At 68.0% G+C, this 21,447-nt stretch carries 20 protein-coding genes; 11 read left to right on the forward strand and 9 right to left on the reverse strand.

The window, feature by feature from the left end; all coding sequences use genetic code 11:
- The first annotated feature begins 60 nt into the window (after positions 1–60).
- From FV217_RS00820 to FV217_RS00830, 3 genes are all read left to right on the forward strand, one after another.
- Positions 61–723, forward strand: a complete 663-nt coding sequence (locus tag FV217_RS00820) for a thiamine phosphate synthase (RefSeq protein WP_147813296.1) — start codon at positions 61–63, stop codon at positions 721–723.
- Entirely contained in the window at positions 720–1,769 is a 1,050-nt protein-coding gene (locus FV217_RS00825) for a tetratricopeptide repeat protein (RefSeq protein WP_147813298.1), read from the forward strand. Before FV217_RS00820 ends, FV217_RS00825 begins: the two co-directional genes overlap by 4 nt.
- Positions 1,770–1,963: 194 nt before the next feature.
- Complete coding sequence (locus FV217_RS00830) at positions 1,964–2,560, forward strand: hypothetical protein (RefSeq protein WP_147813300.1); 597 nt, start codon at positions 1,964–1,966, stop codon at positions 2,558–2,560.
- Between the two features lie 46 nt (positions 2,561–2,606).
- Here the strand turns inward: FV217_RS00830 and FV217_RS00835 are convergent, their stop codons facing one another.
- The 5 genes from FV217_RS00835 to FV217_RS00855 form a co-directional block, all read right to left on the reverse strand.
- Positions 2,607–3,059: a hypothetical protein gene (locus tag FV217_RS00835; protein WP_147813302.1), complete on the reverse strand. Its 453-nt coding sequence runs from the start codon at positions 3,057–3,059 to the stop codon at positions 2,607–2,609.
- A gap of 154 nt (positions 3,060–3,213) precedes the next feature.
- Entirely contained in the window at positions 3,214–3,609 is a 396-nt protein-coding gene (locus tag FV217_RS00840; protein ID WP_147813304.1) for a hypothetical protein, read from the reverse strand.
- Between the two features lie 74 nt (positions 3,610–3,683).
- On the reverse strand, positions 3,684–5,510 hold the full coding sequence (locus FV217_RS00845; RefSeq protein WP_147813306.1) for a methylmalonyl-CoA mutase subunit beta: 1,827 nt from the start codon (positions 5,508–5,510) through the stop codon (positions 3,684–3,686).
- A 159-nt stretch (positions 5,511–5,669) separates the two neighbouring features.
- A complete protein-coding gene (locus FV217_RS00850; RefSeq protein ID WP_147813308.1) occupies positions 5,670–6,557 on the reverse strand; it encodes a hypothetical protein in 888 nt (295 codons plus the stop codon).
- A gap of 210 nt (positions 6,558–6,767) precedes the next feature.
- Entirely contained in the window at positions 6,768–7,625 is an 858-nt protein-coding gene (locus tag FV217_RS00855; RefSeq protein WP_147813310.1) for an undecaprenyl-diphosphate phosphatase, read from the reverse strand.
- A 196-nt stretch (positions 7,626–7,821) separates the two neighbouring features.
- On the opposite strand from FV217_RS00855, the gene FV217_RS00860 reads away from it, so the two are divergent.
- The 3 genes from FV217_RS00860 to FV217_RS00870 are packed head-to-tail and all read left to right on the forward strand — an operon-like array spanning position 7,822 to position 10,696.
- Positions 7,822–8,514 carry a glutathione S-transferase family protein gene (locus FV217_RS00860; protein WP_147813312.1) on the forward strand — a complete coding sequence of 231 codons (693 nt, stop codon included), beginning with the start codon at positions 7,822–7,824 and terminating at the stop codon, positions 8,512–8,514.
- 32 nt (positions 8,515–8,546) lie between these two features.
- Positions 8,547–9,830, forward strand: coding sequence for a tRNA epoxyqueuosine(34) reductase QueG (queG, locus tag FV217_RS00865; RefSeq protein ID WP_147813431.1), 1,284 nt, complete (start codon positions 8,547–8,549; stop codon positions 9,828–9,830).
- Positions 9,827–10,696 carry an SDR family oxidoreductase gene (locus FV217_RS00870; protein WP_147813314.1) on the forward strand — a complete coding sequence of 290 codons (870 nt, stop codon included), beginning with the start codon at positions 9,827–9,829 and terminating at the stop codon, positions 10,694–10,696. The genes queG and FV217_RS00870 overlap by 4 nt, the downstream gene beginning before the upstream one ends.
- A gap of 11 nt (positions 10,697–10,707) precedes the next feature.
- On the opposite strand, the gene FV217_RS00875 is transcribed toward FV217_RS00870, so the two are convergent.
- Positions 10,708–12,126, reverse strand: a complete 1,419-nt coding sequence (locus FV217_RS00875) for a TAXI family TRAP transporter solute-binding subunit (RefSeq protein WP_147813433.1) — start codon at positions 12,124–12,126, stop codon at positions 10,708–10,710.
- 107 nt (positions 12,127–12,233) lie between these two features.
- On the opposite strand from FV217_RS00875, the gene FV217_RS00880 reads away from it, so the two are divergent.
- The 4 genes from FV217_RS00880 to FV217_RS00895 all read left to right on the forward strand — a co-directional run bounded on the left by FV217_RS00880 (position 12,234) and on the right by FV217_RS00895 (position 16,077).
- Complete coding sequence (locus FV217_RS00880; protein WP_147813316.1) at positions 12,234–12,809, forward strand: RecX family transcriptional regulator; 576 nt, start codon at positions 12,234–12,236, stop codon at positions 12,807–12,809.
- Positions 12,810–12,886: 77 nt separating this feature from the next.
- Complete coding sequence (locus tag FV217_RS00885; RefSeq protein WP_147813318.1) at positions 12,887–13,318, forward strand: OsmC family protein; 432 nt, start codon at positions 12,887–12,889, stop codon at positions 13,316–13,318.
- 87 nt (positions 13,319–13,405) lie between these two features.
- Positions 13,406–14,617 (forward strand): putative DNA modification/repair radical SAM protein, encoded by a 1,212-nt coding sequence (locus FV217_RS00890; protein ID WP_147813320.1) that lies wholly within the window; start codon positions 13,406–13,408, stop codon positions 14,615–14,617.
- Positions 14,617–16,077, forward strand: coding sequence for a UdgX family uracil-DNA binding protein (locus FV217_RS00895; RefSeq protein ID WP_147813322.1), 1,461 nt, complete (start codon positions 14,617–14,619; stop codon positions 16,075–16,077). The genes FV217_RS00890 and FV217_RS00895 overlap by 1 nt, the downstream gene beginning before the upstream one ends.
- Before the next feature lie 15 nt (positions 16,078–16,092).
- On the opposite strand, the gene FV217_RS00900 is transcribed toward FV217_RS00895, so the two are convergent.
- Together FV217_RS00900 and FV217_RS00905 are read right to left on the reverse strand one after the other, a co-directional pair.
- A complete protein-coding gene (locus FV217_RS00900) occupies positions 16,093–16,776 on the reverse strand; it encodes a hypothetical protein (protein WP_147813324.1) in 684 nt (227 codons plus the stop codon).
- Between the two features lie 253 nt (positions 16,777–17,029).
- Positions 17,030–17,515, reverse strand: a complete 486-nt coding sequence (locus tag FV217_RS00905; RefSeq protein WP_147813326.1) for a cupin domain-containing protein — start codon at positions 17,513–17,515, stop codon at positions 17,030–17,032.
- A gap of 149 nt (positions 17,516–17,664) precedes the next feature.
- Between FV217_RS00905 and polA the strand changes: the two genes are divergently transcribed.
- On the forward strand, positions 17,665–20,754 hold the full coding sequence (gene polA / locus FV217_RS00910; RefSeq protein ID WP_147813328.1) for a DNA polymerase I: 3,090 nt from the start codon (positions 17,665–17,667) through the stop codon (positions 20,752–20,754).
- A 31-nt stretch (positions 20,755–20,785) separates the two neighbouring features.
- Here polA and FV217_RS00915 read toward each other — a convergent pair whose 3' ends face one another.
- Positions 20,786–21,124 (reverse strand): hypothetical protein, encoded by a 339-nt coding sequence (locus FV217_RS00915; protein WP_147813330.1) that lies wholly within the window; start codon positions 21,122–21,124, stop codon positions 20,786–20,788.
- Positions 21,125–21,447: the final 323 nt, after the last annotated feature.

Raw genomic sequence — 21,447 nt, forward strand, 5'->3', positions numbered from 1 at the left:
GATCCATCCCCACGTCGATCCTCCCCGATCCGGGGAGGGCGTCAGCCACCCGCGGAGCCGATGTCCGAAGACGCCCCCCGCCTCGCCTTGCTGACGCCCTACGGCATCGACGACGCGCAGGCCGAGAAGACGATCGACGCGCTGAGAGCGGCCTGCGCGGCCGGTGACGTCGCTGCGGTGATCCTGCGCCTCGCCCCGTCCGACGAGCGCTACCTCGTGAGCCTCGTGAAGCGCCTGGCGCCGCCGGTGCAGGAGCATGGCGCGGCCGTCGTCGTCTGCATCCCCGGCTTCCAGGGCGATCCCGTCGGCGTCGCCGCCCGCGGCGGGGCGGACGGCGTCCACGTCGACAAGGCGGACGAGACGGAGTTGCGCGACCTCCGCGGGCGGCTGCGCGACGGCCGCATCCTCGGCTGCGGCGGCTTTCTCGAATCGAAGCACGCCGCGATGGCGGCGGGCGAGACCCAGGCCGACTACCTGATGTTCGGCGGCCTCTATCCGGACGGCGTCGCGCCGGACCGCGAGCTCGTCCGCGAGCGGGCGGCGTGGTGGGCGGAAATCTTCGAGACGCCGTGCATCGCGGTGGCGGTAGAGGCGGTGGAGGTCGAGGCGCTCGCGAAGACCGGCGCCGAGTTCGTTGGGCTGGAGGGATCTCTCTGGTTCGATGCGCCCGACGACGTCGCGGCGGCGATGGAGGCGCTCACGGCAGCGGGCGCGGCACGATGACGCGGGTCGGAGCCGGCCTCTTCGCCCTGGCGCTGCTGGCGAGCCCGCTCGATGCCCTGGCGGCTCCGAACCCGCCTTCCATCGTCCCCCCGACGATGGACCAGACGCTGAAGTCGGTCGATCCCAAAGTGGCGCCCAAGGGGTTCTCCCGCGATCTCCCAACGCCCTACACGCCGAATGCCGAAGGCTTGCGGCCGGCCTCCACCGCAAACGCCGACATGGCGTACGGCGCCTACCAGCGCGGGCGCTACAAGACCGCCTTCCGGGAAGCCTCGAAACGCATCGAGACCAACCCGAAGGATGCGGCAGCGCTGACGTTGCTCGGCGAGCTCTACAATCAGGGCCTGGGCGTGAAGCAGGACCCGAAGCGGGCGCTGGAATGGTACCGCCTCGCCGCAGGCCTCGGCGACGCGCACGCCATGGCGTCCCTCGGGTTGATGGCGATGGACGGGCGCGGTCAGGCCAAGGACCAGAAGGCTGGCAAACACTGGCTGGAACAGGCCTCCGAGAAGGGCGAGGCATCCGCTTCCTACAATCTTGCGCTACTCCAGCTGAGTTCCGGCAAGCCCGAGGACGTCGTGACGGCTGCGGCCCTGTTCGAGAAGGCGGCCAAGACCGAACTCGCTCCGGCGCAGCACGATCTCGGCGTGCTCTATCTTCAGGGCCGCGGCGTTGCGAAGGATCCGGCCAAGGCCGCAGATTACTTTCGACGGGCCGCCGACAACGGCGATCTCGCCGGCGAGGTCGAATTCGCGATCCTGCTGTTCAACGGCACCGGCGTAGCCAAGGACGAGGCGCGTGCCGCACGCTATTTCCTGCATGCGGCAGCACGCGGCAACGCCATCGCGCAGAACCGGGTCGCCCGTCTCTATGTCGTCGGCCGCGGCGTCAACAAGAACCTCGTCGAGGCCGGAGCCTGGAACCTTGCGGCGGCGGCCCAGGGATTGTCGGATGCGTGGCTCGATCAATCGCTGACCGGGCTGACGAAGGAAGATCGGACGAGGGCGGAGGCGCTCGGCGCCGAGCGGGCAAAAGTTCAACCGTAGCGGCCTGTATGCCGCCCGGGCACATCTGTCCCGCCACGGGCGAAGATTGCTGTTGCGGCGGAATAACGGCATCCAAGAACCATGACAACTTGGCGACGGAACGGCCGGCCGATACAGTGTTGACCGTTGCCGTTGTTTCCCGGTGCCGCAGCCGATGATGCGGATCGCTCCATTCCCGGCCTGGAAGGTCTATCTTGCCCCATCTGCAGCGCCTTCCGCCCTGGCCGGATCTCGCCCCATTGGAGCCGATCCTCGACGCGGCGAACATCGTCGGCCTTTTCGAGTGGAACATCGCGGAGAACCGGATTTTCCCGTGCGTCGGCATGGCGCGGATCTTCCGCCTCGATCCCGCGATCATTCGCGAGGGTGCGCCGGTCTCGGCCTTCGTGCCGGCGCTTCATCCGAAGGACCGCGCCGCCTTTTCGGGACGGGTGAGCCATGGTCGGAAAGGCCTCGAGCAGACGATCTATCGGGTGTCCGACACCGGCGATGCCGCGCCGCGCACGATCCTCGATCTCATGCGGCTGTCGTTCGATGAGCACGATACGGCGGACTGGGCCTGCGGCGCCCTTTTCGACTACCCCGGCACCGAGGCCGCGACGGTGCCGTTGAAGGCCCAAAAGGTGCTCGCCGCACTGGATCGCGCTGCGGGTCTGGCGATCGACCTGCGGGGCGCGGTTCAGGACATCCAGAGTCCGACCCTGCACGCGCTCGTCGACATGGTGCTCATCGAGATCGCGTCGTCCCTCGCCCGCCAGCTGGAGCGGCCCGAGGTGTCGCTGCTAAACTGAGGTGACGGGGCGAGCGAAGGGACCGCCGGCCCCAAGCGTCACAACGTCACTGCGCCGTCTCGGCGGCAGATGCCGCATCGGCAGGCAGCCCGGCGCCCGACTTGTCGGCCGGCGGCTCGGCACTCGCGAGCGTCTTCGTTTCGAGCATCGGCTGCAGGCGGGCCTCGAGCTGCTTGTCGAGGTGACGTGCATAGGCGCCCTTGAAGTAGCGGTCGCCCGTTCCGGCACCGTAAAGCCGGTCATGGGCCTGCACCATGCGCCCGACTTCCGGCCGGCACAGGAAGCCGATCACCCCGGCCGCATCATACCAGCGCCCCGCTCTGGCGAGACCGGTCGCCTTTGGGTTCGCCATCACCGTTTCGGCGAAGCAATCCGTGGCCGCCTGCTCGAGCGGAGCCATGACCGGATGCGGCTTGCCGGGAACGCGCTGCTCGGGCCGGGCCTGCGCACCCGCCGTGAACAGAACGACGGCCAGACCGGAAGCGAGGAGCGCTTTCATGACAGGTGCCTCGAAGCAGGGCTGATGCGATCGAGTATCACCGGAGAAATGAGCCCGGAACAGGGCGATGTGCGGCGCAAAATGAACTGCCGCACGCCGCCGCCGCACCTGTCACCGCCGCGCCACAGAAAACGACCGCTGAGGCGGCCGACACTCAGCCGCGCTTGACGGCAGTCCAGCGGCCGCTGCAGCCGATCGGTCCGTTGCCGGTGCTGCCCCAGCTGCCGCCGCCGGATCCGCCGACGGTGAGCCGTCCGGTGACCTGAGCGGAATCGGAGCCCCGGGCGATCACGCCGGACACCAGGCCGGCCTTCGAAACGCGACCCCGGATGGACACGTCCCCACCCGGATAGATCGCCTCGCCCTTGTAGACCTGGATGCCGTAGCGATAGGCGCGATCGCAGGGTCCGTCCTGCGTGACCACCTCGATGCTCCAGTTGCCGTCGAACTTGTTCGGAACTGCAACCTTGCGCTTGGCGGCGTCCGCCGGACCAGTGAGGCCGCCGACGGACACGGCGACGATGGTGGCGGCGAGGATCGGGATTCTCATGGACGGCCCCTGCGGCGTAGCGCTTGCGGTTTCTAACCCAGCAGAAACGTCCGAGGCGACCTGAGGTTTCAGGCTCAAGCTTTCGCGGTCGCCCGCTCCTGGGCCTGCGTGAGCAGGGCGAGCAGATCGCAGCCCGCGAACAGGAAGCCGTCGACGCCCGCCGATGTCAGGGCGTCGGCATCGGCCGGCTTGCCCGCGAGATAGACCGTGTCGGCACCCGCCTCCTTCAGCGCCTTCGCGGCGGGCGCTGCATCGGTCTCGTAGAGCTTGTCCGAGGAGCAGATGCAGGCAATGGCCGCACCGGATTCCTTGAACGCCTGAGCGAGGTCTGCCGGATCCGAAAAGCCTTCGTTGCCGAGCGCCGCGATACCGCCGGCCGCGAAGGCGTTGGCGGCGAAAGTCGAGCGGGCGTTGTGAACCGCCACGGGGCCGAGATTGGCCAGGAACACAGCCGGACGTGCCGCGTGCGCCGTGAGGTAGGCGTCGGAGGAATCGCGGAGTGCCTCGAACGGCTCGGTCAGGCGCAGGGAGGGCAGGGCGCCTTCGCCGACGGCGGCGGGCGCCTTCGGTGCAATCTCGAGAACCTCCACCGGCTTCTCGGCGAGGAACGGGAACTCGCTGGCGCCCGTGAGCGGCTCGCGCCGGGTCGCGATGCGCCTGGCACGGGCCTCGCGAACTGCGGCGATGCGGGCCTGGACCTTGCCGGCCTTCAGACTGGCGAGGATGCCGCCCTCGGCCTCGATCTCCTGGAACGCCGCCCAGGCGCCCTCGGTGAGCGAGGCGGTCAACGACTCGAAGCCGCCGGCACCGGCGGCTGGATCCGAAACCTTGGCCAGGCTCGATTCCTCGATGAGGATGGTCTGGCTGTTGCGGCCGACGCGGCGCGCGAACGCGTCCGGCAGGCCGAGCGCCAGGGTGTAGGGCAGGACGGCGACGGAATCCGCGCCGCCGAGGCCAGCCGAGGCCGCGGCCATGCCGGTGCGCAAGATGTTCACGAAGGGATCGCGGCGGCTCATCATCCGCCAGGCGGATTCGGCGTGGAGGCGCAGGGGCTTTGGATCGAGGCCGCAGGCCTGCTCGACGCGCGCCCAGAGCCGGCGGATCGCGCGGAACTTGGCGATGGTCAGGAACTCGTCGGCATCGGCGACGAGCAGGATGGAGAGCGCATCGCGGGCACGATCGAGCGAGACGCCCTCGGCCTCGAGCGCGCGCAGATAGGCGACGGCCGTGGACAGCACCGCGGCGAGTTCCTGCACCTCGCTGGCGCCGGCCTCGTGATAGGCGCGCCCGTCGGCGAGCGCGACGCGGCCGCGATAGGCCTCGAAATCGACGACGGCCTTGGCGAGTCCCGTCTGCCAGCCCTCGGACGCATGGCCGGTGGCAGCGAAGAGGCCGATGGGATCGAGGCCGAGATCGATGTCGAGCTCGGCCGGATCGTCGCCGCGCTTCTCGACGAGCGCCTTGAGATGCGCGGCGAGTTCGAATCCCTTGGGGCCGGCATCCAGCCGCAGGGCGATGATCGTGAGCATCACCCCGTCAAGCGCCGCGTCGAGGTCTTCGACGCCTCCGATGTCGAGGCCGAAGCCGCGGGCGGTAGGCGAGGCGGCATGGACGATCGTCAGGGAGTCGGCGCCCCCTTCGAGGTCGGCGAGCGCCTGCGCCGCGGCCTTCTCGAAATCGGGATGGTCGACGCGCTGCGATAGCCGCCACGGGCCGGGCGCGCGCACCGGCTGTGCGATCGGCGCGGCGGCCGGGTAGAGCGGCTCGATGCGCAGGCCGTCGGCGGTCTTCGCGACGAGGCGCTTCTCGAAGTCGCCGCCCTTCAGGGCCGCCTGGACGGCCTCACGCCAGCGCGCCTCGGTCGCGGGCTCGAACAGCTCGGCTAGCGGACGGTCTTCCATCGGTCTCAAGGCCCCGGCATTGGCATGTCCCACGGGTTTTGAGATGCCCGTGACGTCGCCGCAAGCCCATGCACTGCCTCAAGGGGCCGTGCAATCGGCTGACGTCGGGTTTGCGCCTCGTGGGCACGAAAGCCCGAGCCCGCGGATGTAAGGGATGGTCTACGGTTGGACGGTGAAGCGCTGGCTGAATTCGATGGGGCCGCCGTTATGGCTCACGTCGACCCGGTACTGACCCGGAGGCCAGCCGGCATCGGGCTTACCCAAGCTGGACGAGACGGTGGGACTTGCCCCCAGCGGGATCGCGATGGACGCAATCGTGAAATTCGCTGGCGTGCCGTCCGTCTTCTCCGCGATCCAGGCCGCCGTGAGGCTGTCGCCGGGCTTGGCGGCGGGAACCGCCAGAGCCAGCAGGATCTTGGGTGCCGTGCGGGCGAAGACCGTCTGGGGCGGAACGTCGCCGTCCCCCGGGAAGGTCATGGCCTTCTCGATATGGGTCGATTCCGACGATGACGCGGCCGCGACGGCAACCGCCGGCGGAGCCGCAGCGACGGGGGCCTTGGCCGGCGCACTTTCGCAGCGACGCAGCGAGGCGTAGGCCTCGGCGAACCCGGCGAGCTTGAAGTCCGCGTCGGCGCCGTCGAGCTTGAGCACCATCGTCTTGGCGGCCAGAAGGTTCGGCACGATGCTGTCCGTGAGCAGGGCCGTCAGGGTCTGGCCGTCGCCCGTCCAGGCCGATTTGGCGATGGCGACCTTCTTGTCGAGGACAAGGGGAACCTGGAGCTTCTCGTTCTTATCCCATGTCCAGTGCTCGTAGACGAAGCTCACGATGGCCTGATCCCCCGCCAGCGCGAAGACCAGGGCGTTCTCGGCGTTGTCGTCGTCTGCGTCCTTGTAGGACTTGCTCATCAGGCAGGACGGGCCCTTCGAGCCGGGCGCCGCGTGCTCGACCTCCCAGCCCTTGACCGTCTCGAACGGGGTCTCCCCCGCCGCCAGCGCCGGGGCGCCGAGCAGGAGGGTGAGGGCCGTGAGGGTGGAGACGCGTCCCATGCTGTCCTCCGGGCGACAGGGCGTCGCCATGGTCATCGACCTGCGCGGTCGAACCGGACGCGGAGGCAGTGCGGGCGAACCTTAGCGGTAAGCCGCGTGAGATGGCCACGAAGATCGGGAAAATCTTCGCTTCTCGGTGAATGAGCTCCCGATGCGGCGCGTTCGACGGAGCCTCCGGAAACCGGATGGGGTCCGAACCGAAAAAGCGCGTCAGCCGAACAGGATCAGCCCCGCGAATCCGAGCGATCCGACGATGATCCGCCACCAGGCAAACAGCCAAAAGCCATGCTTGGACACGTAGTCGAGTACGCTGCGTACGACGACGAGCGCCGCGATGAACGCCGCGACGAAGCCGATGACGATCACCAGGGCGTCGTCGCTCGACAGGTTCTTGTAATTGTCGAGCAGGTCCTTGGCGAAGGCGCCGGCCATGGTCGGCATGGCGAGGTAGAACGAGAACTCGGTCGCTGCGCGCTTGCTCGCGCCCATCAGCATGGCGCCGACGATGGTGGCGCCGGAACGCGACACGCCGGGGATCATGGCAAGGCACTGGAAGACACCGATCTTCAGCGCCATCGGCAGGCTGAATTCGAAGACGTCGTCCTTGCGCTCGATCCGCTCCGTGCGGACCTTGCGGTCGTCCTCGCCCTCCGCGTCGGTCTGCTGGTAGGGGTCGGCCTCGTCGATCACCAGCAACACGAGCCCGCCGGCCACCAGAGTGGCGCAGACGATCCACGGGTTGAACAGATAGAACTTGATATACTTCGAGAAGAGGCCGCCGATGATCGCCGCCGGGATGAAGGCGAGCAGGATCGAGGCGACGAATCGGCGCGCCCGCGGGTCGGTCGGCAACGCGGTCGCGATTTTCGTGAGGCGCCCGAAATAGGCATAGAGGATCGCGAGCACCGCGCCGAGCTGGATCAGCACCTCGTAGGTGTTGTTCGGCGACTTGAAGCCGATGAAATGCCCGATCAGGAGCTGGTGGCCGGTGGAGGAAACCGGGATGAACTCGGTGGCCCCCTCGACCACGGCGAGCACCAGCGCCTTCAGAATATTTGCGAAATCCATCGGCGTGCCTGACTCGCTGTGACGGGGTGGCGGCAACACGTGCGACGCGCGCCGATCATCCGGGAGATGTCGCCCGTGACGGTTGATGGGCGGTTACCGCCGTGGTTCGAGCGTGTTAATGAGGCGGCAACGATCGGGCAATAAACGTTATTCCGCCGCCCGTCCCGCCGGCCTTCCCAGCCAGAATACGGCCTGAATGGCGACGCTGCACCACTCCCCCTTCTGCCCGCATTCCCGCTTCATCCGTCTCGCGCTTGCCGAGATGGGCATGGAGCCGGAACTCGTGGAAGAGCGCCCCTGGGAGCGCCGCGACGCCTTCCTGCTGCTCAACCCGGCAGGATCGACGCCGGTGCTCGTGGAGCAGACCGGCCTCGCGATCCCCGGCGCCGGCATCATCGCGGAATATCTCGACGAGACCCGAGGCCTAGGTCTCAGCGGTCGCCGGCTCCTGCCCGACACCACCACCGCGCGGGTCGAGGTGCGGCGCCTGCTGCACTGGTTCCTCGTCAAGTTCGACACTGAGGTGACCGAGTACCTCGTCACCGAAAAGATCTACAAACGCTTCATGAAGAGCGCCGACGGCGGCGGTCCGCCGGACATGGGTGCGATCCGCGCGGCGCGCGCCAACGTGCGCTATCATCTGAAGTATATCGGCTACCTGATCGGCCAGAGGCGCTGGATCGCGGGCGACCATCTGACCTATGCCGATCTCGCGGCTGCGGCCCACCTGTCCTGCGTGGATTATCTCGGCGACGTGCCATGGGAAGAGGACGAGATGGCGAGGGACTGGTACGCGCGGCTAAAGTCGCGCCCGTCCTTCCGCGCGATCCTCGCCGACCGGGCGCCGGGCATGGCCCCGGCCGCGCATTACGCGGACCTGGACTTCTGAAGGCACCGAGCCGGTTTCTGACGGGCGGCGACCTGCGCGCGGTCATCGAGGACCGCGCGAAAAAGCTCGGCTTCGACAGCTTCGCCGTCACCCGTCCCGACGCCGTGCCGGGACTGGCCGGCCGCCTCGCCCATTGGCTCGCGGAGGGCCACCACGGCGAGATGGCCTGGATGACCGAGCGCAGCGACCAGCGCGCCGACCCGGCCGCGCTCTGGGGCGGCGTGCGCAGCATCGTCATGCTCGGTCTCAATGCCGGGCCCGAGCATGATCCCCTCGACAACCTCGCGCGAAAGGACCGCGGCAGCATCGCCGCCTACGCGCAGCGCCGCGACTACCACGAGGTCATCAAGGGCAAGCTGAAAGAGGTCGGCGGACTCCTCTCGGCCCGCAGCGGGCATTCCGCCAAGGTGTTCGTCGATACCGCGCCGGTGATGGAAAAACCCCTGGCGGAGGCCGCCGGCCTCGGCTGGCAGGGCAAGCACACGGTGCTGGTCTCGCGCGAACACGGCAACTGGCTGCTTCTCGGCGCGATCTACACTGCCGCCGAGCTCGAACCCGACGCGCCGGGCCGCGATTCCTGCGGCTCCTGCCGGCGCTGCCTCGACATCTGCCCGACGAACGCGTTCCCCGCGCCCTACCGGCTCGATGCGCGGCGCTGCATCTCCTACCTCACCATCGAACACGAGGGACCGATCCCGCACGAATTCCGCGAGTCCATCGGCAACCGGATCTTTGGGTGTGACGACTGCCTCGCGGTGTGCCCGTGGAACAAGTTCGCCGTGCAGGCCGGGGAGGCGAAGATGGCGGCTCGGGCCGACCTCGCCTCGCCGGCGCTGGCGGATCTGGTACGCCTGGACGACACCGGCTTTCGCGCGCATTTCGCGGGGACGCCGATCAAGCGCACCGGGCGTGATCGCTTCCTGCGCAACGTGCTGATCGCGGTCGGCAATTCTGGGGATGCGGCGTTGGCCGAGGAGGCCGTGCGGTGTCTCGACGACCCGGCCCCGGTGGTACGCGGGGCCGCCGTCTGGGCGTGCGGGCGGTTGCTCGACGGGATACGGGTGAGGGCGCTTTACGCCGAGCATGCGCCGGGCGAGAGCGACGCCGACGTGAAACAAGAATGGCGCGCCTTGAACCCTCCCCCCTCTGCGGGGGAGGGTGGCCCCTGCGTCAGCAGGGGTCGGGAGAGGGGTGCGCCCTCTCCGGCACCGTCGCCCCCCTCTCCCGACCCGCTTCGCGGGCCACCCTCTCCCGCAGGGGAGAGAGGGAAGGCCCGGCGGACCACTCCAGCCCCAACCGGAACTCCAACCGCATGAACCTCTTCGTCTTCGGCCTCGGCTACACGGCCCGGCATTTCGCCGAGCGCGAGCGGGCGCGCTTCGCGACCGTGCGGGCCACCGTCACGGAAGAGGCGCGGGCGGAGGCGATCGCCGCGGAGACAGGGTTCGCCATGCGCGCCTTCGGCCCCGACACCGACGACGACCGCATCGCCGGAGACCTCGCCGACACCGACCTGCTGCTGGTCTCGGCCCCGCCGGGCCGAGAGGGCGACACCGTCCTCGCCCGCCACCGGGAGGCCATCGCCGAGAGCCGGATCGGCTGGATCGGCTACCTCTCGACCATCGGCGTCTACGGCGACCAGAACGGCGGCTGGATCGACGAGAGCGTCGCGGCCTTGCCGAAGAGCGGCCGGTCCAAGGGACGGCTCGAAGCGGAAGAGGGCTGGCTGGCGCTCGGCGCCGAGACCGGCAAGGCGGTGCAGGTGTTTCGGCTCTCGGGCATCTACGGCCCCGGCCGAAGCCCGATCACCAAGTTGCGCGAGGGCAAGTCGCAGCGGATCGTGAAGGAGGGCCAGGTCTTCAACCGCATCCACGTCGCCGACATCGCCACCACGCTCGCCGCCTCGATCGCGCGGCCACGGGCGGGCGCGATCTACAACGTCACCGACGACGAGCCGACGCCGCCGCAGACCGTGATCGAGCACGCCGCGGCGCTCACCGGCCTGCCGCTGCCGCCAGTGGTCGATTTCGAGACAGCCGAACTCAGCCCGATGGCGCGCAGTTTCTATGGCGAGAACAAGCGCGTGCGGAATCGCCTGATCCGCGACGAACTCGGGGTGCAACTCGCATTCCCAACCTATCGCGAGGGGCTGGCCGGCCTGCTCGACGACGCGAAGGGCTGAGGACGCCTGCTCTACTCGGCCGCCGGAAAGTTCAGCGACAGCAGCCGGGCCGTACGCACTCGAGCCGTACCGGGGCTCTCGGCCAGGGGCGCTACGACGCCGAGGCTGCGGCGGGCGTCGTCCAGCGCGGCATGGACGGCATCGATGGCGAGGATCAGCGCGCTGAGCACGCGGGTGTCGATCGAGCGCTCGCGGGCCTGACGCACCACGTCGGCGACGAGCCCGTCCATCTCGCGGCCGATGGCGGTGAGCGCTTCGATGCTTTCCGCGTTCCGGACCTCGGCCAGGATGTCGAGCAGGCGGTCGAGCACGCCGTCGACGCGCTCGCGGCGCTTGCGGGCGAGACGCTGGCCGAGCCAGGCGAAGGCGGAGCCGATCGTGCCGCCGAAGAACGCGAGCAGGTAGATCCAGTCCTCGTAGCGTTCGAGGAACGTCTGCTGCTCGCGTTCGAAATAGTCGACGGCGCCGGGGTGGTTCGGCAGACGTGCGCTCGTCGCGGTGACGGTGGTCTCGTATTCCGGCGCCTTGACCTGGTTGGCCAGCGGCGTGACCGCGGCGAGCCGCGGCCGCCACTCGAACAGGTGCTGAACCACCGAGGCCACCGCGACCCGACTCACCGAGCCGCGCGCCATCAGGCGGTAGGAGACGCCCAAGGTCTCCACATCCTCTTCCGGCAGCTTCGGGCGGCCGCCGAAGGTGCCGGCCGGCACCGAGATCGGCTGCAGCTCTGGAAAGCGCTGGATGATCGCCTTGCCGTCCGGCACGCCGACGAGCGTCACCTTGCGGTCGGTGGAGGCCGCGGCGACGGCGCGCACGACGGACACCGCCGGCTTGGAGGCGGGCGAGGCGATCACCGCGACGGCGTCGACCCGCTTCTCGTCGAGCGCCGCCTTCACCTCGGAGGCCTTGAGTGGGACGATGCCGACGCGGCCCGCGCCGAGGGCGTTGCCGATGGCGGCCTCGCTGCCCGTGGCGGGCACGAAATCGTAGAAGTCGAGCAGGTGGTTGATGAAGCCGAGGTCGGCCTCGTGGCGGACGAGGACGCCGAGGCGGCGCTTCGAGAGATCCGGGAAGGTCTCGATGCCGGAGGATTCGGGCGCGGCGACGATCAGGGCCTCGTCGTGCAGCACGGCGAGCGTCAACCCGTTATCCGGCAGCTTCACGTCCGGGCGCACCACGGCGAGGTCGGCGCGATTCTCCTGAAGCGCCCTGGCGCTGTCCTCAACGCCGTCGAGCGGCAGCAGGTTCAGGCGGATGTCTTCGCGGTTACGCGAGAGCGCCTTCGCATAGGCGTCCATCAGCGCCGCCTCGGCGCCGTCGCGCGGGCCGACCGCAACGGTGAGGGTTGTCGGACGGGACAGATAGACCACGGCCCCGGCGACGGCCGCGAGGCCGAGAGCGAGCAGGACGAGGAGCCATTCCCGCCTCATGAGGAAGGCAGACAGGAAGGCGGCGACGGAGCGCCGAAGCGATCGTTGCGGCGTGCTATCCATACCGAAATCATGGATCGGAAACCTGTCCAGATCGTGAAGAACCGATGAAGCCCCGGAATGTTGCGCCTGGAGCGAAAGCAAGACCCACGCCTCCCGTCACGGCCGCGTGGCTGGAGCGCGTCGCCCTGCACTACCTCGACCGCTACAGCGCCACGCAGGAGATGCTGCGCCGCGTACTAGCCCGTCGCGTGGCCAAACGCTCCCGCGAGCGCGACGAGGATCCGGGCCAGCATTCCGGCATCATCGACGAGACCGTCGCCCGCGCCGTGCGCGCCGGCCTCGTCGACGACGAGCGTTTCACCACGGCCCGCCTCGCGACATTGCGCCGGCGCGGCGCCTCGACCCGCGGGGCCGGAGCGGCGCTCGCCGCCAAGGGTGTCGACCGCGCCGTCGTCGAAGCCGCCTTCGCTGCCGAACAGGAGGAGGCGGAGGATAGCGGGACCATCGAATCGACGGCCGCGCAGGCCTATGCCCGCCGCCGCCGCCTCGGCCCGCATCGCAGGGCGGAGGCGCGAACGGCCTACCGCGAACGCGATCTCGCGGCGATGGCGCGGGCCGGGTTCTCTTATCCGGTGGCGAAAGCGGTCATCGACGCGACCGACGACGGGCCGGACCCGTAGAGACAGGCCTCGACTTCGCGGCGTTGCGCACCACCTCGATCTCCATTGCGCAACCATCCCGATGCAAGGAGTACCGAATGACCGACCGCCACGCGAGCGCCCACTGGGAAGGCGACGGCAAGTCCGGCAAGGGCACGATCACGACGCAGTCGGGCGTGCTCGACAAGAACCCCTACGGTTTCAACACCCGCTTCGAGAACGAGCCCGGCACCAATCCGGAGGAGCTGATCGCGGCGGCCCATGCGAGCTGCTTCACCATGGCGCTCGCCTTCCAGTTGCAGGAGGCCGGCCTCAAGGCCGACGCCCTCGACACCAAGTCGGTGGTGACGCTGGTCAAGGACGGTGACGGCTTCAAGGTCACCAAGTCGGCCCTGACGCTGACCGCGAAGATCCCCGGCATCGACCAGGCGAAGTTCGACGAGTTGACCGGCAACGCCAAGACCGGTTGCCCGATCTCGAAGCTGCTCACCGCCGAGGTCACGCTTCAGGCCACGCTCGACCAGGGCTGATCGGTCACACCCCTTCGCGCGGCCGGAGGCGTGGTTCCAGCGCCTCCGGCCTTGTTCGCACCGGACGGGACGTTCATCTTCCGTTCGATGGATGAAGCTCTCGCCAAGAAACTCCGCGTCCTTGCGGATGCCGCCAAGTACGACGCGTCCTGCGCCTCGTCGGGTGCACCGAAGCGCAAGGCCGGCAAGGATGGACTCGGCTCGACCACGGGCGCCGGCATCTGCCACGCCTACACGCCGGACGGCCGCTGCGTCTCGCTCCTCAAGATCCTGCTGACAAACTATTGCCTGTTCGACTGCGTCTATTGCGTGAACCGGCGCTCTTCGAACGTGCAGCGCGCCCGCTTCTCGGTCGATGAGGTCGTCACACTCACTGTCGAGTTCTACAAGCGCAACTACATCGAGGGCCTGTTCCTCTCCTCCGGCATCATCCGCTCGCCCGACTACACGATGGAGCAGATGACGCTGGTGGCGAAGAAGCTCCGGCGCGAGCACGGCTTCCGCGGCTACATCCACCTCAAGTCGATCCCCGAGGCGAGCCCCTGGCTGATCGAGGAGGCCGGCCTCTACGCCGACCGGCTCTCGATCAACATCGAGCTGCCGACCGACGAAAGCCTGAATCAGCTGGCGCCGGAGAAGAGTGGCGCCACGATCCAGCACGCCATGGGCCAGATCGGCGAGCGCATCGTCGAGGCGAAGGCGGAGAAACGGCGCTTCTCGCCGGCCGGGCAATCCACCCAGGTCATCGTCGGCGCCGACGCCACCGACGATTCCGCGATGATCGCCAAGAGTTCGTTCCTCTACAGCACCTTCGGCCTGAAGCGCGTCTACTACTCCGCCTTCAGCCCAATCCCCGACGCCTCCTCGGCCCTGCCGCCGCAGGCGCCCCCGCTGAAGCGCGAGCACCGGCTCTACCAGGCCGATTGGATGATCCGGTATTACAAGTTCTCGGCCCAGGAAGTCGCGGACGCCACCGACGGCGGCATGCTGGCGCTCGATGTCGACCCCAAGCTCGCCTGGGCCCTCAAGAACCGCCATCTCTTCCCGGTCGACGTGAATCGCGCCGACCGCGAGATGCTTCTTCGGGTTCCGGGTTTGGGGACCCGCGCGGTCGACACGATTCTCAAGGCGCGCCGCCATACGTCGCTTCGTCTCGACGACGTCGCCCGGCTGACTTCGGGGCTGAAGCGGGCACGGGCGTTCCTGATCGCGGAAGACTTCAAGCCGAGCGCGGGGAGCCAACGGCTCGACTTAAGGGCACAGTTGGCGGAGCCGGCGCAGCAGTTGAGCTTGTTTTGATGCCGAGCGTGCTGCCGTCGAACCCTTCCCTCTCCGCAGGAGAGGAGAGAGGGGTTTCCGTCGCCTCACTCGCCCCCGGCGCCGATCTCACGGGCTTCCGCGCCGCCGCCCGCCGCCTGATCGCCGCCGGCTTCCCCCCCGAACACGTGCTCTGGCAGATCGGCGAGGCGCCGGGCCTGTTCGACAGCGCCGTCGTGCAGACCGGAGGCCCGCCGCTCAGCCTGCCCCGCGCCGTCGCCGCCCTGATCCCGATGGTGGTGCCCCACCGCGACCCGGAGCGCTACGCCCTGCTCTACGCCCTGATCTGGCGCGTCACCCGCGGCGAACGCGCGCTGCTCGAGGTCGCGAGCGATCCGCTCGTCCACCGCCTGCACCTGATGCGGAAGGCGATCGGGCGCGACCTGCACAAGATGCACGCCTTCCTGCGCTTCCGCCGCGTGGCCGGCGGTGTCCGCGAGACCTTCGCGGCCTGGTTCGAGCCGGACCATCACATCCTGGAAGCGGCCGCACCGTTCTTCGTCGACCGCTTCCGCGCCTTCGACTGGTCGATCCTCACGCCGGAGGGCTCCGCGCATTGGGACGGCGAGACCGTCCGCTTCGGCCCGCCGGGCCGGCGCGAGGACGTGCCGGACGGCGACGGCTTCGAGGCGGGCTGGCAGGGCTATTACGAGAGCACCTTCAACCCGGCCCGGCTCAACCTCGACGCCATGCGGGCCGAGATGCCGAAGAAGTATTGGAAGAACATGCCGGAAACGGCCGCGATCCCGGCCCTAGTCCGGCAGGCCGCCGCCCGCACCACGGAGATGATCGAGAGGCCGCCGCAAATGCCGATCAAGCGCGATCCCGCAAAGGCCGTCGCCGCGATGGCCGACCAGAACCCGACCTCGCTCGACGAGCTCAACGCCATCATCAAGCGCTCGGAGCCTCTGGTGCCCGGCGCGACGCAGGCCGTGCTCGGAGAGGGACCTTTGGGCGCCACGATCGCCTTCGTCGGCGAGCAGCCGGGCGACCAGGAAGACCTGCAGGGGCGCCCCTTCGTCGGGCCGGCCGGACAGCTGTTTTCACGGGCGATGCAGGAGGCGGGGCTGACGCGCGGCGACGCCTACGTCACGAATGCGGTGAAGCACTTCAAGTTCACCCAGCGCGGCAAGCGCCGGATCCACGAGAAGCCGACGGCCGGCGAGGTCAGCCATTACCGCTGGTGGCTCGATCGCGAACTGGAGTTCGTCGGGCCGAAGATCGTGGTGGCGCTCGGGGCGACGGCGGTGCTGGCCCTGGCCGGCAAGGCCGTGCCGATCACGCGTAATCGCGGACCCTTCGCTTTCGGCGGCAAGCCCTTCCAGGGGTTCATTACCGTCCACCCGTCCTACCTGCTGCGCCTGCCGGACGAGGCTGCGAAGGCCGCGGCTTATGCGGCCTTCGTGAACGATCTCAAGCGCGTCGGCGACTTGGCGACCTGAGCCCCACCGATCACGTCAGGGCGTGGTCTTCCACGGCATGATCATGCGCGGGCCGGCGGTGGCCTCCTTGAGAGCGCTACCGGCCTCGGCAGCCTCGATCTCGTCCTGCGTGGCGAGCTTGAGCTTCACCGCCATGACCTTGCGGGCCTGATCGGCCGGCATCGCGCCGAGCGGCACCATCATCGCCAGAAGCTGTCCACGCGTCTTCCTGTCGACCATGCGCGAATGCTTGACGTCCTCGAAGTCGCTCATGCGATGGCGTTTTTCGGAGCCGCCGGTGAACACCTTCGGGCCACCGGGCATCACGACGATGTCGCCGGGCCGCAGCGTCTTGTCTTCGAGGAGCGCCTTGGTCGGGTTGTCGAGAATCGCCTTCTGATCGACCGGCTGCTTGCCGAGGATCTTGTCGGGATCGCCCTTGACCGCTTCCGCGCGGGGCAGGGCGGCGTAGCGCGTCTTGAGCTTCCAAGCATGCCGCCGATCGGAACGGGCACGACGACGATAGCCGTCGCCATAGGCGCCTTGGCCGCCATAGGCTGGCGCGACAGGGGCCGCCTGTCGCGGCTGGGCACCGAACAACATGTCGAAGAAGCTGCCGCCGTCCTGGGCATGGACGCCGACGGTCATGACGATCAAACCGGCCGCGGCAAGACCGACGGCGAGAGGCTTTCGAGCGCGGGCATTCCAGTGCAAGCGCATGCCTTCTCCCTTACGGCTCCGCCAAGCTGGGCCGACCCGATTTCAACGGAAGGATGCGCTGGAGGGTTCCGCGCACGCAGCGATTAAATCTTAAATTATCATGAACGCGTTTCTGGACTGGCGAATATTTATTCGAAGCTTCGACGGCGATCGCGGCAGCGATCGACAGCTTGTCCCTTCGCGCCTCGCTCCACACGAAAACGGCGGTGCTCCTGCTCCGCCGCACGATGCCGCCGCGGCGATGCCCCGTGGGCTATCGGCTCTCGCTCGGGTCGTCGGCGGGGTCGATGTAGTCGACACCGAAGGGGCCGGAGCCGTTCACCTGCAGCTCCACCGGCTGGTCCGTGGTCCAGAGCGAATGCGGCATCAGTTCCGGCAGGTAGACGAAGCCGCCGACCCGCAGCTCTTTGCCCTTGGTCTTGTCGACCGTCTTGCCGTGCTCGTGGAAGATCGCGCCGCCGAGGATCGTCAGCGTCTCGGGCTTCGAATGGGTGTGCGGCGCGATCAGCGTGTTGGCGGGAAACTTGATCCGCAGCGCGAACGGGCCGGGCTTCGAAGGGTCGCCTGAGAGCACCGCGAGCTGCGTGCCCTTCGGCAGGTTCGCCGGGCCGGGACCGTATGTCACCGACGCCGCGTCGGGCGTCTCCACCAGTCCGTGATCGTCGGCCGCGAAGGCCGCGCCGGAGACCGCGAGCGAAGCGAAAGCAGCGAGCAGGCCCGATCTGACGTGTTTCCTCATCCTGTTCTCCCGTAACGTCTTCGTTGAAAGCGGGCGATCCCGTCGGCATCGAGAACGCCCGGCCCGCGGCTCCGTTGCCCATGGCGACGGTGGCGCGCCCGCGCGCGTCCCTCTAGACAGGGCCACGACCCGCACAAGAGTCCGACCGCATGACCGCCGAGCCAGACGCCCAACCGAAGAAGCCCGTCGGCGACGGCGATCAGGTGATCCTGGTGGACGGCTCGTCCTTCATCTTCCGCGCGTATTTCCAGTCGATCAACCAGGACCAGAAGTACAACACCCGGCCCTCGGACGGCCTGCCGACGGGGGCGGTGCGGCTGTTCTGTACCAAGATCGCCCAGTTCCTCCAGGACGGCGCGGCCGGGATCAAGCCGAGCCATCTCGGCATCGTCTTCGACAAATCCGAGAACTCGTTCCGCAAGGCGCTCTACCCCGAATACAAGGCGCACCGCCCCGACGCACCGGACGACCTCAAGCGGCAGATGCCGCTGATGCGCGACGCGGTGCGCGCCTTCGGCCTGCACGCCATCGAGATGGACACGTACGAAGCCGACGACCTGATAGCGACCTATGCGCGGCAGGCCGAGGCGCGCGGGGCCGGCGTCATCATCGTGTCCTCCGACAAGGACCTGATGCAGCTCGTCTCCGAAAAGATCCGGTTCTACGATTTCGAATCCGGCGCCAAGGGCAAACCGGGCTATCGGCCCGAGCGCAACCTCGATTGCGAGGCCATCGTCGCGAAGTGGGAGGGGCTGAACCCGGACCAAATCGGCGATGCGCTCGCGCTGATCGGCGACACCTCGGACAACGTGCCGGGCGTCCCCGGCATCGGCCTCAAGACGGCCGCCGCGCTGATCAAGGAATATGGCGGCCTCGAGCCGCTGCTGGAGCGCGCGGGCGAGATCAAGCAGCCGAAGCGCCGCGAGACCCTGCTCGCCAACATCGAGCAGGCCCGGCTCTCGCGAAAGCTGGTGGCGCTGGTCGAGGACGTCGCCGTGCCCGTCGGTCTCGACGACCTCGGCGTGCCGCAGCCCGACCCGCAAAAACTCGTCGGCTTCCTGAAGGCGATGGAGTTCAACACGCTCACCCGCCGCATCGCCGACATGCTGCATGTCGACCCGGAGAAGGTGAAGCCGGACCCCGCGCTCGCGCCCGGGGCAGGGGACCCGCACAGCGACGTGCCCTTCGACGATCCCGAGACCGAGGCCGGCGGCGCCGAGCGGGGCCCCGGCGAAGCCCCCCCAGACGTCGACCCCTTCGCCGGTCTCGATCTACCCGATGCGCCGACTGCCAAAAAACGCGGCCCGGCCGAGCCGACGCCGTCCACCGTCGTCAGCGCGCGCGCGGCTGAATCCGTCAAGCCGTTCGACACCGCCGCCTACGAGACCATCCGCTCGCGCGAACAGCTCGATGCCTGGATCGCCGAAGCGTTCGAGGCGGGCGTGGTCGCCGTCGACACCGAGACCGATGCGCTGGACGCGCAGCGCGCCGGCCTCGTCGGCGTCTCGCTCTGCGTCGGCGCGGGCCGCGCCGCCTACATCCCGCTGGCCCACATGGAGGCCAAGGGCGGCGGCGACCTGTTCGGGGACAAGGGCGCGTCTGAGATCACCGAGCCGGTCGCGGGCCAGATCCCGCTGAAGGAGGCGATGGCGGCACTCAAGCCGCTGCTGGAAGACCCCGGCACGCTCAAGATCGGCCAGAACATCAAGTACGACCTGTCGGTGCTGGCGCGCTACGATATCGCCATCACGCCCTTCGACGACACCATGCTGATCTCCTACGTCCTCGATGCCGGCAAGGGCGGGCACGGCATGGACGAGCTCTCCAAGCGCCATCTCGGCCACACGCCGATCAGCTTCTCCGAGGTCTGCGGCACCGGCCGCAACAAGATCACCTTCGAGCGCGTACCCCTGGACAAGGCCACCGCCTACGCCGCCGAGGATGCCGACGTAACCTTCCGCCTGTGGCGGATGATGAAGCCGCGGCTCGCGGCCGAGCGGCGCGTCACCGTCTACGAGACCCTGGAGCGGCCGCTGATTCCCGTGCTCGCCCGCATGGAAGCGGAGGGCATCCGCATCGACCGCAACATGCTGAGCCGCCTCTCGGGCGATTTTTCGCAGATCCTGGCGCGGCTCGAAGAGGAGATCCAAGAGGACGCCGGGGAGAAATTCCAGGTCGGCTCGCCGAAGCAGATCGGCGACATCCTGTTCGGCAAGATGGGCCTGCCCGGCGCCAAGAAGACCCCGTCCGGCCAGTGGGCCACCCCCGCGACTCTTCTCGAAGAGCTGGCCCAGGCCGGCCACGACCTCCCGAAGAAAATCCTGAACTGGCGCCAGCTCTCGAAGCTGAAATCGACCTACACCGACTCGCTGCAGGAGCACGCCGACCGCTCGGACGACCGCATCCACACCTCGTTCGCGCTCGCCGCGACGACGACCGGCCGGCTCTCTTCCTCCGAACCAAACTTACAGAATATCCCGATCCGCACGGAGGAGGGCCGCCGCATCCGCAAGGCCTTCGTCGCGCCCGAGGGCACGCGGCTGATCTCGGCCGACTATAGCCAAATCGAGCTGCGGCTCCTCGCCCACATCGCCGACATTCCGCAGCTGCGCGAAGCCTTCGAGCAGGGCCTCGACATCCACGCGGCCACGGCCTCCGCCATGTTCAGCGTGCCCCTCGACCAGATGACGAGCGACCTCCGCCGCAAGGCGAAAACGATCAACTTCGGCATCATCTACGGCATCTCGGCCTTCGGCCTCGCCGACCGCCTCGGCATCGGCCGCGAAGAGGCCTCGGCCTTCATCAAGCAGTATTTCGAGCGGTTTCCCGGCATCCGCGACTACATCGACACCACGAAGAAATCCTGCCGCGAGCACGGCTACGTCAAGACGCTGTTCGGCCGCGTCTGCCACTACCCGCAGATCCGCTCCAACAACCCGAACGAGCGCGCCTCGGTCGAGCGCCAGGCCATCAACGCCCCGATCCAGGGCACCGCCGCCGACATTATCCGCCGGGCGATGATCCGCATGGAGGGAGCCTTGAAGGCCGAGCGCCTGAACGTACGCATGTTGCTGCAGGTGCACGACGAACTGGTGTTCGAGGCGCCGGAGGAGGAGATCGCAGCGGCGATCCCGGTGATTTCACGGGTGATGGTGGAGGCGCCGGCGCCAGCTGTGGTGTTGCGCGTGCCGCTGGTGGTGGAGGCGCGGGCGGCTGGGAATTGGGAGGAGGCGCATTGATCAAATGGCGTCCCGGCAAGACCTCGTAAGGCTATCGACCTTCGAAGGCTTTATCCGACCCGATAAGGAAATCCCGTCCATTTTTCGGAACCGGAAATCCATACCCATCATCGGGATCGATCCAGATGAGCGCCCCGGATTCATGATGCTTGCTCATGTAGATATCGATACCGATTTTTTGCAGTGCCAAGTGCAGCGCCTGAATCGTGTCCAATCCGGCGGCAAAACTTTTCCTCGTGACTTCCGGCCAATCGATCTCATATCGACACATCCAGCTGTCGCCGTCTTGTTCAGGTGCAAATAGACGAACTTGAACCGGATGTCGTACGCCATTTTCTTGAACACTGAGATTGCGGGTCGCGATGATCATTTTCCCTCGTCAATAATTCAGCGGCGGAATATCGTGACCACGCTCACATGCCACGAGACGAACCATTGCCTGGGAGTAGCAACTCCGCAAGCCGACCATTTTACATTGAAAGACATCACGTTTGTACTGATCGTCACAGAAATCCTGAGAATTCTGAGCGAGACGTATTCGTGGGTTTTGCCGAGCTTGGCGGCTTTTCGATGCCTCTGATCCGTCGTCTCCTGTCCACCGACCTCCATTGGGTTGGCCTGCAGGATTGCGAGGCTGGCTTGGATTATATCCTTTCTGACCGAGTGCGTGCCGCACAAGTGCTGTCTTCAGTT

It is taken from the genome of Methylobacterium sp. WL9, from assembly GCF_008040035.1.
GTDB lineage: Bacteria > Pseudomonadota > Alphaproteobacteria > Rhizobiales > Beijerinckiaceae > Methylobacterium > Methylobacterium thuringiense.